Here is a 15,930-nt window from a genome sequence, read left to right as displayed (position 1 = left end):
GACCGTGGCAGAAGCAGGGAATTTCACAGACGGGGTGGCAGCGTGAAGCGATGGGTGAAGCGGGTTCTCGATAACATGACGGTGCGGCTGAGCTGGTTCCTGGTGCTGGGAACCTTCTTCGTCCTGATCCTGGCGCTCAGCGGGTTGGGCCTCTACGTGCTCGAGCAGGGACGTCAGGCGGTCGCCGAGATGGCCCCCCATGCCGGCGAGGCCGGCGCGCTGCAGCAGCAGGCCTTCGCCGCGGCGGCGGACGCCCTGCGCCTGGCCATCGTCGCCGTGCTGCTGCTCGCGGTACTGACCACATTGACCGTGGTCTGGGGCGTCACCGTCAACGTGATCCGGCCGCTCTCGCGGGTGGTGGCACACTTCGACACCATGGCCGGCGGCGACCTCGCGGTGCCGATCGAGCATCTCGGCGACAATGAGATCGGCCGGCTCTACGCTGCGGTGGAAAAGATGCAGCAGAGCCTGTCGCGGACCGTGGGAACGGTGCGCGGAAGCAGCGACGCCATCTACCGCGGCTCGCAGCGCATCGCCCACGGCAACAGCGACCTCTCGGCGCGGACCGAACAGCAGGCCGCCTCCCTGGAGGAGACCGCCTCGAGCATGGAGGAGCTCTCCTCCACGGTGAAGCAGAACGCCGACAATGCCCATCATGCCAACCAGCTGGCCGTGGAGGCCTCGCGTACCGCCGGGGCGGGCGGTGAGGTGGTGGGCGAGGTGGTCACCACCATGCACGAGATCCGCCAGAGCTCGCAGCAGATCACCGAGATCATCAAGGTGATCGATTCCATCGCCTTCCAGACCAATATCCTGGCGCTCAACGCTTCCGTCGAGGCCGCCCGGGCCGGCGAGCAGGGGCGCGGCTTCGCCGTGGTGGCCGGCGAGGTGCGCAATCTGGCCGGGCGTTCGGCCGATGCCGCCCGCGAGATCCGCGGCCTGATCGAGGCCTCGGTGGCCCGGGTCGAGACCGGCACCGCGCGAGCCGACAGGGCCGGCCAGACCATGGGCGAGATCGTCGCCGCGGTGCAGAAGGTGAGCGACATCATGGACGAGATCGCCTCCGCCTCCCAGGAACAGAGCCACGGTATCGACCAGGTCAACCTGGCCGTGGCGCAGATGGACCAGGTGACCCAGCAGAACGCCGCGCTGGTGCAACAGGCCGCCGCCGCGGCCCACCAGGTGGAGGCCGAGGCGGAGCGACTCAAGGGGGCCGTGGCCGGCTTCCGCCTGGCCGGGGGCGGTAGCGACGATACCGGCGACCTGGCCCGCTGGATGCCGTCCCTGATGCCGTCGCGGAGGGACGGGGCACGCCAGGAACCCGCCGGCCGCCTCGGCCACGACCATCCTAACGACAACCCATCGACAAGAGCGGCGCCGACAGCCGCCACCAGGGGAAATGACGATGCGCGATAATCAACCTGTCACCCGGCAGGAGTACCAGCTCGAGGACGATCACTTCCTGATCTCCCGTACCGACCTCAAGGGGCGGATCACCTACGCCAACCCGGCCTTCGCCGAGGTCAGCGGCTTCAGCCACGACGAACTGATCGGGGCGCCCCACAACCTGGTGCGCCACCCGGATATGCCGCCGGAGGCCTTCGCCAACCTCTGGGAGACCCTCGCCGCCGGCGAGAGCTGGCGCGGGCTGGTCAAGAACCGGCGCAAGAACGGCGACCACTACTGGGTCGACGCCAACGTCACCCCCATCGTCGAGGAGGGCGAGGTGGTCGGCTACGCCTCGGTGCGGGTCAAGGCCAGCCGCGAGGCGATCGAGCGGGCCGAGGATGCCTATGCCCGGATCCGCGCCGGCAAGGGCAAGCACCTGCGCCTGGAGCGCGGCCAACTGCGCCGTCGCGGGCTGCGCGGGGCCCTGGCGCGTCTCAATTTTTCCACCATGCGCGCGCGGATCTCCCTGATGGTCGGGGTGGCGGCGCTGCTGCTGCTGGCCAGCGGCGGCATGGGGCTGTTCAGCCTCCAGGTGTCCGGCGAGCGGCTGGCGGAGCTCAATCGCGACGGCCTCGAGGACGTGGTGCGTCTGCAGCAGATCGGTCAACTGGTGGCCGAGGCGCCGCAGAGCCTGTCGCGCCAGGACCGCAGGTCGGTGATGAGCGCGCGCGAGGAGCGCGCCGCCGATCTGCAGCAGACCGTCGAGCGGCTCGAGGCGATCTGGGCCGACTTCATGGCCCGCGAAGTCAACCAGGCGCCCGAGACCCGTGCCTTCGGCGAGGCACTGGATGCCTTCATGCAGGACGGACTGCTGCCGATGGCCGCCTCGCTCACCGGCGAGTCCTTCGATGCGCTGATGGCGCTCAACAAACAGCTGGCGCCGCTGCTGGAGTCGTCGGGGGAGCTGGTGGCGACGGCCAACGAACTCATCGAGCGCAAGCGTCAGGCCGCCGAGGCGATGGCCGCCGCCGCCGAGGCCGGCCAGCGGCAGATGCTGCTGGCCCAGGCCGGGGGGCTGGCCGCCGGCCTGCTGCTGCTGGTCGTGCTGGGCGTCATGACGCTGCGGGCGGTGGCCCGGCCGCTGCGCGACGCCATGGCCTTCACCCTTCAGATCGCCGCCGGCAACCTGGCGGCCCGGGTGCCGGCGCGCCGTCGCGACGAGGTCGGCCGGCTGCTGGGGGCCCTGGACATCATGCGCAAGAGCCTCGGCAGCATCGTCGGCGACGTCCATGGCGGCATCCAGGTGGTGACCCCGGCGGCCCGCGACATCGCCGTCGGCAACGACGACCTCTCCTCGCGCACCGAGCAGCAGGCGGCGTCGCTGCAGCAGACCGCCTCGAGCATGGAGGAGATGACCACCACCGTGGAGCAGAACACCGACAACGCCCGCCAGGCCAGCGGCCTGGCCACCGAGAACGCCGGCCGGGTCCGCGAGACCGGCGAGCTGATGCAGGAGGTGGTGGCGACCATGGGACGCATCACCGAGAGCTCGCGCAGGATGACCGAGATCATCGACGTCATCGACTCCATCGCCTTCCAGACCAACATCCTGGCACTCAACGCCTCCGTCGAGGCGGCCCGGGCCGGCGAGCAGGGCCGCGGCTTCGCCGTGGTGGCCGGCGAGGTCCGCAACCTGGCCGGGCGCAGTGCCGACGCCGCCAAGGAGATCCGCACGCTGATCGACGACTCCTCCCGGGAGATCGGTACCGGCGCCGAGGTGGTGACGCGGGCGGAGGGAGCCATCGCCGAGGTGGTGTCGGCGACCACCCGGGTCAACGACATCATGGGCGAGATCACCGCGGCCTCCGAGGAGCAGAGCGGCGGCATCGGCCAGATCAACCAGGCCATCACCGAGATGGACCAGGTCACCCAGCAGAACGCCGCACGGGTCCAGGCCAGCGCCCGGGCCGCGGCCGAGCTGGAGCGCCAGGCGCAGCTGCTGTCGATCGCCGTGTCGGCCTTCCGCCTGCGCGGCGCCGGCATGGAGCGGGCGCCGAGCCTCGAGGCGCAGCACGCCCGGGCCGCCGACAAGGGCGCCGATGGCACCGGCCGGCCGGCCCTGCCCGCATCCGGCCAGGCCGAGTCGCGGCAGCCGGTGCGTCACCAGGCCGCCGACGTTGAGGAGTGGGAGGAGTTTTGATCGAACCACGGGAACCACCGGCTTTCACCGCCGGCGGCTGGTCGTCCTCCGGGGGCCTGGAGCGGGACCTGGAGCTGACCGATGCCGACTTCGCGCGGATTCGCGAGCTGATCTACCGGCGTGCCGGCATCGTGCTGGCCGAGCACAAGCGCGAGATGGTCTATAGCCGGCTCGCCAAGCGCCTGCGCCATCACGGCCTGACCCGCTTTGGCGACTACCTGGCGCGGCTCGAGCGCCAGCCCGAGGCCCGCGAGTGGGAGGCCTTCACCAATGCCCTGACCACCAACCTCACGGCCTTCTTCCGCGAGGCGCACCACTTCCCGCTGCTGGCCGAGCACCTGCGCGGCCGGCCGGGGCCGGTGCGGATCTGGAGCGCGGCGGCCTCCACCGGTGAGGAGCCCTACTCCATCGCCATGACCCTGGCCGAGACCCTGGGCCCCCGACCCCGGGAGGCCACGGTGATCGGTACCGACATCGACAGCGACGCCCTGGCCCGGGCGCGGGCCGGGACCTATCCCCTGGAGCAGGTGCACAAGCTGGAGGAGGCGAGGGTCAAGCGCTTCTTCCAGAAGGGCACGGGGCGCCAGGCGGGACTGGCCAGGGTGCGGCCCGACATCCGGGCCATGGTGGCGTTCGAGTCGCTCAACCTGCTGGCCCCCGGCTGGGCCCTCAAGGGGCCCTTCGACGCCATCTTCTGTCGCAACGTGATGATCTACTTCGACAAGGAGACCCAGGCGCGGATCCTCGAGCGTTTCGCCCCGCTGCTCAAGCCCGACGGCCTGCTGTTCGCCGGCCATTCCGAGAACTTCTCCTATATCAGCCAGGCGTTCCGGCTGCGGGGGCAGACGGTCTACACGCTGGCCTGAAGGGAAAGCCTGGCACGGGCCGCCTAAAGTTCGGGGGCCTGGCGCCGATAGAAGAACATGAAGCCAGAACTCGAGGCGGTGCCATCCAGCGCCGTCGCGCCGAAGGGATGAGGAGGCCTGCCTTGAGTGCAGCCAGGATAAGGGTGCTGTGCGTCGACGACTCGGCGCTGATTCGTGACCTGCTCAGCGAGATCATCAACAGCCAGCCGGACATGGAAGTGGTGGCGGTGGCGCCGGACCCCATTGCCGCCCGGGACCTGATCAAGCGGCACAACCCCGATGTGCTGACCCTGGACGTGGAGATGCCGCGCATGGACGGGCTCGATTTCCTCGAGCGCCTGATGCGGCTGCGCCCGATGCCGGTGCTGATGGTCTCCTCGCTGACCCAGGCCGGCTCCGAGGTGACCCTGCGGGCCCTGGAGCTGGGCGCGCTGGACTTCGTCGCCAAGCCCTCGCTGGGCATCCGCAGTGGCATGCTCGAGTACGCCGAGGAGATCGCCGAGAAGATCCGCGCCGCCTCACGCTCGCGGCCGCGCCAGGCGACCCGCCGCGACGCCCCGCCGCCGGTGCGCCTCGAGGCGCCGCTGGTGTCCAGCGAGAAGCTGGTCATCATCGGCGCCTCCACCGGCGGCACCGAGGCGATCCGTCGGGTGCTGGAGCCGCTGCCGGCCAACAGCCCGGCGATCCTGATCACCCAGCACATGCCGGGGGGCTTCACCCGCTCCTTCGCCGAGCGGCTCGACCGGCTGTGCCAGATCAGCGTCAAGGAGGCCGAGGACGGCGAACGGGTCCTGCCGGGCCACGCCTACATCGCCCCGGGGGATGCCCACCTGAAGCTGGCGCGCAGCGGCGCCAACTACGTGGCGCGGCTGGACGACGGGCCACCGGTCAACCGGCACCGCCCCTCGGTGGACGTGCTCTTCCACTCGGCGGCGACCCAGGCCGGGCGCAACGCCATCGGCGTGCTGCTCACCGGCATGGGCAAGGACGGCGCCGCGGGCCTGGTCGAGATGCACCAGGCCGGTGCCCCGACCCTCGCCCAGGACGAGGCCAGCTGCGTGGTGTTCGGCATGCCGCGTGAGGCCATCGCCCTGGGCGGGGCCGGCGAGGTGGTGGCGCTCGACGACGTCGCGCCGCGGCTGATGGCGCTGGTGGCGGCCTCCGGCCGTGCCCAGCGTGTGTGAGGCCGCCGAGCGAGTAGCGGGGCCGCAGCAGGCACAGGGACGATCCGAGGGGGCAGGGAGCCGAGCGGAACCGATGACACTCATGATTTCGATAATGAAGGAAGCGCCGGCATGACACGATTACTGCGCAATATCAGCATCCATGCGGCGACGGTCGCCGTCCTGGCCTGCTTCGTGGCGTTCATCGCGGTGATCGCCGCGCTGGGCTTCATGGCGGAGCGCCACGGCGACCGCACGCTGACCACCCTCAACCGGGTCAGCACCGAGCAGCTCAACGAGGTCAACCGCGCCGAGGCCCTGCTCAGCCAGGCCCGGTTCAGTCTCGAGGCTGCCGCCAACCTGATCATGATCGGTAGCATGGACGAGGCCAACGCGCAGATCGCCGCGGCGGCGGATCGACTCGAGCGTGCCGAGCGGCGCTTCGAGCACTTCGCGAGCGTGCCCAAGTCCGAGCAGGGCCAGGCCCTGGCCGAGCCCCTCGGCGACGACTTCCATGCCGTGCTCGCCCTGGTCCGCCAGCAGCTCGACAGCCTCGAGCAGCTCGACCCCCCGGTCTTCAACCTGCTGCGAGAGGAGCTCGAGGCGCCCTCGGCGGCACTGGCGGACAGCATGACGGCCTTCGTCAGGTACGGGTTCGCGAGTTCCGAGGCCATGGTGGCCGACTTCCACGACCAGGCCCAACGCTTCGAATGGATCGGGCTGGGGGTGCTGGCGCTGATCGGCCTGCTGGTGGTGCTGATCTACCTGGGGCTGCGTAGTATCGTCATCCGCCCGCTGGATGCGGCGGTGGAGAGCCTCGAGGCCATCGCCCAGGCGGACCTCTCCCGGGAGATCCAGGTGCTCGGCCGCAATGAGATCGGCAAGCTGTTCGCCGCGATGCGCGACATGCAGCAGAGCCTGACGCGGATCGTCAGCGACGTACGCGGCAGCAGCGGTTCGATCCATGTCGGCAGCCGAGAGATCGCCGGCGGCAACGTCGACCTGTCCTCGCGCACCGAGCAGCAGGCGGCCTCGCTCGAGGAGACCGCGGCGAGCATGGAGCAGCTCACCGCCACCGTGAAGCAGAACGCCGACAACGCCCGCCAGGCCAGCGGCCTGGCGCTGGACGCCTCCTCGACCGCCGAGCGTGGCGGCGAGGTGGTCGAGCGCGTGGTCAAGACCATGCATGGCATTTCCACCAGCTCGCAGAAGATCGCCGACATCACCGGGGTGATCGACTCGATCGCCTTCCAGACCAATATCCTGGCGCTCAACGCTTCCGTCGAGGCGGCCCGGGCCGGCGAGCAGGGCCGCGGCTTCGCGGTGGTGGCCGGCGAGGTGCGCAACCTGGCCAGTCGCAGCGCCGATGCCGCCAAGGAGATCAAGGCGCTGATCGAGGGCTCGGTGGCCCAGGTGCAGGAGGGCTCGACGCTGGTCGAGCAGGCCGGCACGACCATGGACGAGGTGGTCACCGCGGTACGGCGGGTCACCGACATCATGGATGAGATCTCCGCCGCCTCCCAGGAGCAGAGCGACGGCATCGAGCAGGTCAGCCAGGCGGTGGGACAGATGGACCAGGTGACCCAGCAGAACGCCGCCCTGGTGCAACAGGCCTCGGCCGCCGCGGCCTCGCTGGAGGAGCAGGCGAGCCGCCTGGAGCAGGCCGTGGCGGTGTTCCGCCTGGCCGGGATGGCGAGCCAGCCCTCGCTGCCGCAGGCCGACCGCTCCCCCGCCGCGCTGCCGCAGGCCAGCCAGCCGCCCGCCGGCCGGCAGGCGCCGGCCCCTCGTCCGGCACGCCGCGAGGCGGTCACCGAGGACGAGTGGGAAGAGTTCTGACGCGATATCTACCGAACCTGACCGGTGGCCCGGCCGCCGGTCATCCCGAATGCCGTGAATCGATAGAGGAATCCCGATGGCAGACAAGAACATGAGCATCCTGGTGGTGGATGACTTTCCGACCATGCGCCGCATCGTGCGCAGCCTGCTCAAGGAGCTCGGCTTCACCAACGTGGAGGAAGCCGAGGACGGTCAGGACGCCCTGGCCAAGCTCAGGGCCGGCGGCTTCGAGTTCGTGGTTTCCGACTGGAACATGCCCAACCTCGACGGCCTGGAGATGCTCAAGCAGATCCGCGCCGATGACGGCCTCAAGCACCTGCCGGTGCTGATGGTGACCGCCGAGGCCAAGAAGGAGAACATCATCGCCGCGGCCCAGGCCGGTGCCAACGGCTATGTGGTCAAGCCCTTCACCGCCGCCACCCTGGAAGAGAAGCTCAACAAGATCTTCGAAAAACTGGGCATGTGAGGCCGCCGGGACGACCCGGGGCGAAGGAGACCGAATCATGAGCACGAACGAGCAGCCCGATATCGCCAAGGCGGCGGCCAGCGACGACCTGGTGCAGCGCATCGGGCACCTGACCCGCATGCTGCGCGAGAGTATGCGCGAGCTGGGGCTCGACAAGGAGATCGAGCGGGCCGCCGAGGCGATTCCCGATGCCCGGGACCGCCTCAACTACGTGGGCGCCATGACCGAGCAGGCCGCCGAGCGGGCGCTCAATGCCATCGACCGCGCCCAGCCATTGCAGGACCGTCTCAGCGAGAGGGCCGAGCAGCTGGACAGGCGCTGGGCCGAGTGGTTCGCCGAGCCCAAGGCGCTCGACGAGGCCCGTGAGCTGGTCACCGAGACCCGCGCGTACCTGGCCGAGGTGCCGGAGCAGGCCCAGGCCACCAGCAAGGAGCTGCTCGAGATCATGATGGCCCAGGACTTCCAGGACCTGACCGGCCAGGTGATCAAGAAGATGATGGACGTCATCCGCGAGATCGAGACCCAGCTGGTGCAGGTGCTGATCGACAGCGTGCCCGAGGGCGAGAAGCGCAACGACATGCAGCGCCGCGCCGACGGCCAGCGCCAGTCCGACGCCCGCAAGCGCGAGGAGGGCCTGCTCAACGGCCCCCAGATCAAGCCGGAGGCCGCCGACGTGGTGAGCAGCCAGGACCAAGTCGATGACCTGCTCGACCAACTGGGTTTCTGACCGACACCTTCCCTGCCGTCGATAGTCGTGAACAGGACACGATTATCGGCGCTTATCGACGTATCGCCCCTTCCCTCCAGTCACCACAATGGCCAGGGTCCACACGAGTGTCCCGATGACTGGCCATGGCCGACGAGAGCAGCGATCAGGAAAAGACCGAAGAGGCCACGCCACGCCGCCTGGAGAAGGCGCGCGAGGATGGCCAGGTCGCCCGTTCCCGCGAGTTGACCACCTTCATGCTGCTGCTCGGCGGCGTGGGCGGGCTGTGGGCCATGGGCGCGATGCTCTACGACCAGCTGGGCCTGGTGATGGAGCAGGCCTTCCTGTTCGAGCGGCGCCATGCGCTGGAAACCACGCCGATGCTCAGCCACGCCCTGGACCTCGGGGAACGGACGCTGCTGGCGATGCTGCCGCTGTTCCTGCTGCTCACCGTGGTGACGCTGGCGGCCCCGGCGCTGCTCGGCGGCTGGCTGGTCTCGGCCAAGTCATTGAAGCCGCAACTGTCGAAGCTCAACCCGCTGAAGGGGCTCAAGCGCATCTTCGGCGTCCAGGCGCTGGTGGAGCTGGCCAAGGCGATCGCCAAGTCGCTGCTGGTGGGCAGCGTGGCGGGGGCCTTCCTGTGGCTCAACCGCGGTACCTTCATGAGCCTGATGGACCAGCCGATCCAGCAGGCCCTGGCCAGTGCCATGGAGCTGGCGGCCCTGGCCTCCGGGCTGATGGTGTTGACCCTGCTGGTGGTGATCCTGATCGACGTGCCCTACCAGCTCTGGAGCCATGCCAAGAAACTGCGCATGAGCAAGGAGGAGGTCAAGCGCGAGCACAAGGAGTCGGAGGGTGACCCCCATGTGAAGGCGCGGATCCGCCAGCAGCAGCAGGCCATGGCCCGGGGACGGATGATGAGCCAGGTGCCCGAGGCGGACGTGATCATCACCAACCCCACCCACTACGCCGTGGCGCTGAAGTACGAGGAGACCGGCATGGCGGCGCCCCGGGTAGTCGCCAAGGGTGCCGACCAGGTGGCCGCGCGGATCCGCGAACTGGGCGAGGAACACACGGTGCCGCGGCTCGAGGCGCCGCCGCTGGCCCGCGCGCTCTACCACCACGTGGACCTCGACGCCGAGGTCCCCGAAGCACTCTATACCGCCGTGGCGGAGGTCCTGGCCTGGGCCTTCCGGCTGCGGCGGGTGTCACAGGAGGGGGGCGAGGTGCCACCGACACCCGAGGACCTGCCGGTACCGGACTCCCTGGCGATGCCGGGCCGCCACCGCGAGGCTGACGCATGAAGGCCTGGGGAGACTATCTGGGACGCCGCGACTGGATGGGCGACGTGCGCATGAAGCTGCTGGCCGGGCCGCTGCTGATCCTGCTGGTCATGTCGATGCTGATCCTGCCGCTGCCGCCCTTCGCGCTGGATCTGTTCTTCACCTTCAACATCGCCCTGGCGGTGATGGTGCTGCTGGTCAGCATGTTCACCCAGAAGCCGCTGGATTTCGCCGCTTTCCCGGCGGTGCTGCTGTTCACCACCCTGCTGCGGCTGTCGCTCAACGTGGCCTCCACCCGGGTCATCCTGATGGAGGGCCACCAGGGCGGCGCTGCCGCCGGCAAGGTGATCGAGGCGTTCGGCCAGTTCCTGGTCGGCGGCAACTTCGCCGTGGGCCTGGTGGTGTTCCTGATCCTGATCGTCATCAACTTCATGGTCATCACCAAGGGCGCCGGGCGCATCGCCGAGGTGGGCGCGCGCTTCATGCTCGACGCCATGCCCGGCAAGCAGATGGCCATCGACGCCGACCTCAATGCCGGGCTGATCGGCGAGGACGACGCCCGGCAGCGCCGTGGCGAGGTGGCCCAGGAGGCCGACTTCTACGGCTCCATGGACGGTGCCAGCAAGTTCGTGCGCGGCGACGCCATGGCCGGCCTGGTGATCATGGTGGTCAACATCATCGGCGGGCTGCTGATCGGCATGCTGCAGCACGGCATGGACTTCGGCAGCGCCGCGCGCACCTACACCCTGATGACCATCGGCGACGGCCTGGTGGCGCAGATCCCGGCGCTGGTGATCTCCACCGCCGCCGGCGTCACCGTCTCCCGGGTCAACACCGACCAGGACGTCGGCCAGCAGATGATCAGCCAGCTGTTCGTCAACCCCCAGGTGATGATACTGGCGGCGGCGGTCATGGGGCTGCTGGGGCTGGTGCCGGGCATGCCCAATGTCGTGTTCCTGATCTTCACCGTGCTGCTCGGCGGCCTGGCCTGGTGGCTGATCCGCCAGAAGGAGCAGCGCCAGGTCCAGGAGGAGCTCGCCGCCGAACCGCTGCCGGCGCCGGAGGCGCCCGAGGCGAGCTGGGACGACGTCCAACTGGTCGATACCCTGGGCCTCGAGGTGGGACACCGGTTGATCCCGCTGGTCGACCAGCGTCAGGAGGGCGAGCTGCTCGGCCGCATCAAGAGCGTGCGCAAGAAGTTCGCCCAGGAGGTGGGCTTCCTGCCGCCGGTGGTGCATATCCGCGACAACCTGGAACTCGGGCCCAACACCTATGTGATCACCCTCAAGGGTGCCGAGATCGGCCGCGCCGAGGCCTATCCCGGCAAGTGGCTGGCGATCGACCCGGGCCAGGTATCGGGCGAGCTCTCGGGCACCCCGACCCGGGACCCGGCCTTCGGCCTGCCGGCGGTATGGATCGACAGCGGCCAGCGCGAGCACGCCCAGGTCTACGGCTACACGGTGGTGGATGCCAGCACCGTGGTGGCCACCCATCTCAATCACCTGCTGCACCAGCACGCCGCCGAGATGCTGGGGCGTGCGGAGGTGCAGAAGCTGCTCGACAAGCTCGGCGAGGAGCAGAAGAGCCTGGTGGAGGAGGTGGTGCCCAAGGCGATCTCGCTCACCGTGTTCCAGCGCATCCTGCAGAACCTGCTCGACGAGGACGTCTCGATCCGCGACCTGCGCTCCATCCTCGACACCCTGGCCGAGCATGCCGGCCAGCAGCAGGACGCCGGCGAGCTGACCGCCCTGGTGCGGATCGCCCTGGGCCGCAGCATCGTCCAGCAGTGGTTCCCCGGTGACGGCGAGCTCAGGGTGATCGGCCTGGAGGCGCAGCTCGAGCAGGTGCTGATGCAGGCCATGAACGGCAGCGGCGCGCTGGAGCCGGGCCTGGCCGAGACCCTGATGACCCAGGCCGAACAGGCCCTCGAGCGGCAGGAGGCGAGCGGCGAACCACCGGTACTGGTGGTGCAGCACGCCCTGCGCCCGGTGCTGGCGCGCTTCCTGCGCCGACGGCTGCGCCACCTGGTGGTGATGTCCCAGGCCGAGATTCCCGACGACCGGACCCTGCGGGTCACCCAGCTGGTGGGGGGGCGCTGACAGGTGGAAGGAGACTGAGTAGATGAGCGTGATGCGATTCACTGGGGCCAGCAGCCGCGAGGCGATGCGCCAGGTGCGTGCCGCCCTGGGCGATGATGCCCTGATCCTGGCCAACCGCCGCACCGAGACCGGGGTGGAGATCCTCGCCCTGGCCGACCAGGTCGCCGAGGCCATGGCCGGTAGCGCCGCCGATTCCCGGCCCGCCCCGTTGTCCGAGGCCGCTCCGCGGCGACCGGTCTCGCCGCCGGCGAGCGGCGCCGAGGCCTTCCAGGCCACGAGCGCGCAGCTGCTCAGGGAGATGCAGGACATGCGCGCCCTGCTGGCCCGGTCCCGGGCCGAGCAGGCCCCCGAAGCGGGCCGTCGCGAGCAATTGGCGCAATGGCTGGCCGAGGCCGGCTTCGGCCGGGCCATCATCGAGGAACTGCTCGCCGGCCTGCCGCAGGAGCTGCAGGACGCCGGCGAGAAGCGCCTGCTGGCCTGGCTGGGCCGCCAGCTGAGTGCGCGCCTGGCGGTGCTCGACGACGAGGCGTCGCTGCTCGATCAGGGGGGTATCCTGGCCCTGGTGGGACCGACCGGGGTCGGCAAGACCACCACCACCGCCAAGCTGGCGGCCCGCTACGTGATGCGCCACGGTCCCGACCAGGTGGCGCTGGTCACCACCGACAGCTTCCGCATCGGCGCCCATGAGCAGCTGCGCATCTACGCCGGGCTGCTCGACATTCCCATGCATGCCCTGGACGCCGAGCAGCCGCTGGACGAGCTGCTGGCGCGGCTGGCCGACAAGCGCTTCGTGATCATCGATACCGTGGGCATGAGCCAGCGCGACCGGCGCATCATCGAGCAGGTGGCACGGCTGCAGGGCGGACCGGTGGCGGTCCGCCTGGTGCTGCTGCTCAACGCCGCCAGCCAGCCGGAGACCCTGGAGGAGGTGATCACCAACTACCGCCAGGCGGCCCGCGCCGCCGGCGCCTCCCTGGACGACTGCGTGATCAGCAAGCAGGACGAGGCGGGGCGCACGGGGCCGCTGCTCGACGCCCTGATGCGTCATGGCCTGCGGCTGTTGTTCGTGGCCCATGGCCAGCGAGTGCCGGAGGACCTGGCGGTCGCCGACGCCGCCGACCTGGTGGGCCAGGCGCTGGCGGCCCGCCGTGCCGCCCCGGCGCCGGAACCGGCCTCCGCGGGCGGTGCCCGGGAGCTGCTCGGCCAGGGGCGACGGCTGGCGACGGTGCTCGCCGGCCTGCGCCGGCACATCACCGGCTTCGCCGCTCTCGAGGCGGCCTGGGCGCTCTCGGCGCTGCCGACGAGCCTGCAGGGCGAGCGGCTCGATGCCCTGCTCGAGGCCGCAGATGTGCGTGCCCACGGCATGCTCTGGACGCCGCGTGCCCGGGTGCGCGGCGGCGACTGGTCGCCGCCCGATCTGCCGCTCGACGCCGCAGGCGGCTGGTCGGCCCTGCCGCTGCCCCAGCATCGCCAGCCGGCCGGCCAGGCGGCACGGCTCGACTGGGCCGAGCGAACCCATGGGGCTGCCGTCCACCTGTTGCCGACACCGCCCGACGACGAGGCCCGAGCGTGGCTGGCGGCCCGTGACGGTGTCTGGGTCGCCCAGGCCCGGGCCACCCAGCGGGTGGCCCACGCGGGCGAGCGTCACGCCCTCGGCACTCTCGCCGACCTGGCCGCCCCCCTGGCCGAGCCGATTCGCCGGCTGAAGGGACGCGAGACCAGGATTCGGCTGGCGCGGCTCTCGCTGAGCGATGAGACCACGACGGCGCCACTGCGGGCCTGGTTCGCCGACCTGGAGGAGCGCGAGAGCGGCCGTCGGTTGGGGCGTCGCTGCTGGCTGGCGCCGGAGTGGCTGGGCGACGAGGCGGTGGAGTGGCTGCTCGGCCAGCTTGACGCCGAGGCGCTGCCGCGGCTGACCCGTCGGGCCCACCGGCGGCTCGAGGACGCCTACCCGGCGCTGATGCCGGCGCTGCGGCTGTCGATCGCCGCCGGCCTGGCCGCGGTGGCCGGCCAGCTGGAGCGCAGCGAGGCGGAGTGGGCCATGGACCTGCGCGCCGAGCTGCTGGGCCTGCTCGGTGGCCGTCGCCGACGCAGCGCCGAGACGCTGCTCGAGGCGCTGCTCTATCTCGGCGTGGCGCGTGACGCCATTCGCCAGCTGGGGGCGGCGGGGCTGGAGGGGCTCGACGGATGAGTGCCGATCAGGCCGACGGCTTGCGGCAGTGGGCGTCCAGCGCGCCACCGAACGAGGCGGGCTGCCCGCGGCACGTGGCCGAGATGTTGTGCGAGCTGGCGGTGGCCGGGCCGTCAGCACCGATCGCTCGGCCGCCCTCGCCGGCCGTCACGCGGGCTTCGTCGCCGGTCACCCTGATGGTGGTGGGCTTGCCCGACGGCTCCCCGCGGCAGGCCAGGCGGGTCGGCGCCCTGATCGACTACTGGGCCGCCCAGGGGCGTCGCTGGGTGGGGGACCCGGCGGCCTGGCAGGTGGTGCCCGTCGGGGTCACGAGCCCCCACCTGGCGCTGCTGGCCGCCCAGCAACCGCGCTGGGCGCTGTGGGTGGAGGGCGACGCCGAAGCCTTCCGCCGTGCCTGGCGGGTGCTGATTCGGCTCGCCGAGCGCCCCGGTCCGCGGCGTCTGCTGGCGGTGCATCCGCCCGGCATCTCGCGCCATGGGCTGCTCGACAACCTGCAGCAGGCCGCCGCGGCCTATCTGGGCATCGAGTTGGTGGTGCTGGCATGAGCGGCGCGGGGGGGAAACTGGCCAGCCTGGGGGTGGCGCTCGGTCCGGCATTGGCACTGGTCATGGCGCTGACCGTCGGGCCGGCGCTCGCCGCCGGTAGCTGGGTGGCCACGGCGCCGGGGGTGCGGGTGGCGCTGGTCGAACGCGAGGTGGCGTCGGCGACGCTGCCACCGCCGGCGGCGGTGTCGGGCGGGACGATCGACAGCGTCGGCTGGCGGTTCCGGCTGCCGCCCGGCGCATCGGTGCAGGCCAGGCTCTGTCACGCCGAGGGGTGCATGGCGCTGGGGGCGGCGCAGGGCCGCAGCCGTGCCCTGGCCGGGCTGCCGGCAGACGCGCCGCTGCACTTCCGCTTCGCCCTGGCGCCGGTCCAGCGACAGGCGGTGGCGGTGCAGGGGCTGCAGGTGATCGTCAACTATCGCTGAGCACCATCGTTAAGAACTATCGCTGAGGGAAGGTCCTGACGGGGGCAGTCGAAGGGGATGTATACCGCAAAGGGCAAGATCGACCAGCACGAGCTGCTGACGCAGTACCTGCCGCAGGTGCGGCGTCAGGCGCTGGCGCTGCAGGTCAGGCTGCCGGCGAGCATCGAGCTGGATGACCTGATCCAGGCCGGCACCATGGGCCTGCTGGAGGCCATGGGGCGCTTCGACGCCAGCCAGGGGGCAAGCTTCGCGACCTTCGCCAGCCAGCGCATCCGGGGTGCCATGCTCGACGAGCTGCGCAGTCGCGACTGGCTGCCGCGCAGCGTGCGGCGCAACGCCCGGGCGGTGGACGAGGCGGTGCGGCGCCTCGAGCAGCGCCTGGGGCGGCCGGCCGAGGAGCACGAGATCGCCGCCGAGCTGGAGATGGACCTGGCCGACTACCGCCAGCTGCTCAGCGATACCAACAACGGCCAGCTGCTGCCCTTCGAGGCGCTGGTGGCGGAGGGGGCGGAACCGCGCGGCCCCGACCCGCTGGCGTCGCCCTTCACCGCCCTGGTCGACGGCGAGCAGCGGCGACGCCTGGTCGAGGCGATCGAGGCGCTGCCCGAGCGGGAGAAGCTGCTGATGGCGCTCTACTACCAGGAGGAGCTCAACCTCAAGGAGATCGGCGCCGTGCTGGGGGTGACCGAGTCGCGGGTCTGCCAGCTCCACGGCCAGGCGGTGAGCCGGCTGCGGGCGCGGCTGCGCGACGATTGAGGGGCCCT

At 70.8% G+C, this 15,930-nt stretch carries 13 protein-coding genes; all 13 read left to right on the top strand.

What is annotated here, in order from left to right:
- The first annotated feature begins 42 nt into the window (after nt 1–42).
- The gene (locus CR157_RS14600; RefSeq protein ID WP_373681022.1) at nt 43–1,416 is read left to right on the top strand and encodes a methyl-accepting chemotaxis protein; all 1,374 of its coding nucleotides are present in this window, start codon (nt 43–45) and stop codon (nt 1,414–1,416) included.
- Complete coding sequence (locus CR157_RS14595) at nt 1,406–3,589, top strand: methyl-accepting chemotaxis protein (RefSeq protein ID WP_110284258.1); 2,184 nt, start codon at nt 1,406–1,408, stop codon at nt 3,587–3,589. Before CR157_RS14600 ends, CR157_RS14595 begins: the two co-directional genes overlap by 11 nt.
- A complete protein-coding gene (locus CR157_RS14590; protein WP_373681021.1) occupies nt 3,586–4,455 on the top strand; it encodes a CheR family methyltransferase in 870 nt (289 codons plus the stop codon). Before CR157_RS14595 ends, CR157_RS14590 begins: the two co-directional genes overlap by 4 nt.
- Nucleotides 4,456–4,577: 122 nt before the next feature.
- Nucleotides 4,578–5,639, top strand: coding sequence for a protein-glutamate methylesterase/protein-glutamine glutaminase (locus tag CR157_RS14585; protein ID WP_110284257.1), 1,062 nt, complete (start codon nt 4,578–4,580; stop codon nt 5,637–5,639).
- A 111-nt stretch (nt 5,640–5,750) separates the two neighbouring features.
- Complete coding sequence (locus CR157_RS14580) at nt 5,751–7,454, top strand: methyl-accepting chemotaxis protein (protein WP_110284256.1); 1,704 nt, start codon at nt 5,751–5,753, stop codon at nt 7,452–7,454.
- A 76-nt stretch (nt 7,455–7,530) separates the two neighbouring features.
- Nucleotides 7,531–7,920 (top strand): chemotaxis response regulator CheY, encoded by a 390-nt coding sequence (cheY, locus tag CR157_RS14575; RefSeq protein WP_110284255.1) that lies wholly within the window; start codon nt 7,531–7,533, stop codon nt 7,918–7,920.
- A 37-nt stretch (nt 7,921–7,957) separates the two neighbouring features.
- Complete coding sequence (cheZ, locus tag CR157_RS14570) at nt 7,958–8,647, top strand: protein phosphatase CheZ (RefSeq protein ID WP_110284254.1); 690 nt, start codon at nt 7,958–7,960, stop codon at nt 8,645–8,647.
- 125 nt (nt 8,648–8,772) lie between these two features.
- Nucleotides 8,773–9,930, top strand: a complete 1,158-nt coding sequence (gene flhB / locus CR157_RS14565) for a flagellar biosynthesis protein FlhB (RefSeq protein ID WP_110284253.1) — start codon at nt 8,773–8,775, stop codon at nt 9,928–9,930.
- On the top strand, nt 9,927–12,008 hold the full coding sequence (gene flhA, locus CR157_RS14560) for a flagellar biosynthesis protein FlhA (protein WP_110284252.1): 2,082 nt from the start codon (nt 9,927–9,929) through the stop codon (nt 12,006–12,008). The genes flhB and flhA overlap by 4 nt, the downstream gene beginning before the upstream one ends.
- Before the next feature lie 22 nt (nt 12,009–12,030).
- Nucleotides 12,031–14,199, top strand: coding sequence for a flagellar biosynthesis protein FlhF (gene flhF / locus CR157_RS14555; RefSeq protein WP_110284251.1), 2,169 nt, complete (start codon nt 12,031–12,033; stop codon nt 14,197–14,199).
- Complete coding sequence (locus CR157_RS14550; RefSeq protein WP_110284250.1) at nt 14,196–14,744, top strand: hypothetical protein; 549 nt, start codon at nt 14,196–14,198, stop codon at nt 14,742–14,744. The genes flhF and CR157_RS14550 overlap by 4 nt, the downstream gene beginning before the upstream one ends.
- Entirely contained in the window at nt 14,741–15,166 is a 426-nt protein-coding gene (locus CR157_RS14545) for a flagellar protein FlhE (protein WP_110284249.1), read from the top strand. Before CR157_RS14550 ends, CR157_RS14545 begins: the two co-directional genes overlap by 4 nt.
- Before the next feature lie 57 nt (nt 15,167–15,223).
- Nucleotides 15,224–15,922 carry an RNA polymerase sigma factor FliA gene (locus CR157_RS14540; protein WP_110284248.1) on the top strand — a complete coding sequence of 233 codons (699 nt, stop codon included), beginning with the start codon at nt 15,224–15,226 and terminating at the stop codon, nt 15,920–15,922.
- The last annotated feature ends 8 nt before the right edge of the window (nt 15,923–15,930 follow it).

Origin of the sequence: Halomonas sp. LBP4 (assembly GCF_003202205.1) — a bacterium.
GTDB classification, from domain to species: Bacteria; Pseudomonadota; Gammaproteobacteria; order Pseudomonadales; family Halomonadaceae; genus Halomonas; species Halomonas flagellata.
This window is presented reverse-complemented; position numbering and strand designations above follow the sequence as displayed.

Excerpts from the sequence above, each read along its gene's own strand:
- flhA (WP_110284252.1), top strand. The coding sequence starts at position 9,927 with ATGAAGGCCTGGGGAGACTATCTGGGACGCCGCGACTGGATGGGCGAC.
- CR157_RS14540 (WP_110284248.1), top strand. The coding sequence starts at position 15,224 with ATGTATACCGCAAAGGGCAAGATCGACCAGCACGAGCTGCTGACGCAG.
- flhB (WP_110284253.1), top strand. The coding sequence starts at position 8,773 with ATGGCCGACGAGAGCAGCGATCAGGAAAAGACCGAAGAGGCCACGCCA.
- flhF (WP_110284251.1), top strand. The coding sequence starts at position 12,031 with ATGAGCGTGATGCGATTCACTGGGGCCAGCAGCCGCGAGGCGATGCGC.
- CR157_RS14545 (WP_110284249.1), top strand. The coding sequence starts at position 14,741 with ATGAGCGGCGCGGGGGGGAAACTGGCCAGCCTGGGGGTGGCGCTCGGT.
- cheY (WP_110284255.1), top strand. The coding sequence starts at position 7,531 with ATGGCAGACAAGAACATGAGCATCCTGGTGGTGGATGACTTTCCGACC.
- CR157_RS14595 (WP_110284258.1), top strand. The coding sequence starts at position 1,406 with ATGCGCGATAATCAACCTGTCACCCGGCAGGAGTACCAGCTCGAGGAC.
- CR157_RS14550 (WP_110284250.1), top strand. The coding sequence starts at position 14,196 with ATGAGTGCCGATCAGGCCGACGGCTTGCGGCAGTGGGCGTCCAGCGCG.
- cheZ (WP_110284254.1), top strand. The coding sequence starts at position 7,958 with ATGAGCACGAACGAGCAGCCCGATATCGCCAAGGCGGCGGCCAGCGAC.
- CR157_RS14580 (WP_110284256.1), top strand. The coding sequence starts at position 5,751 with ATGACACGATTACTGCGCAATATCAGCATCCATGCGGCGACGGTCGCC.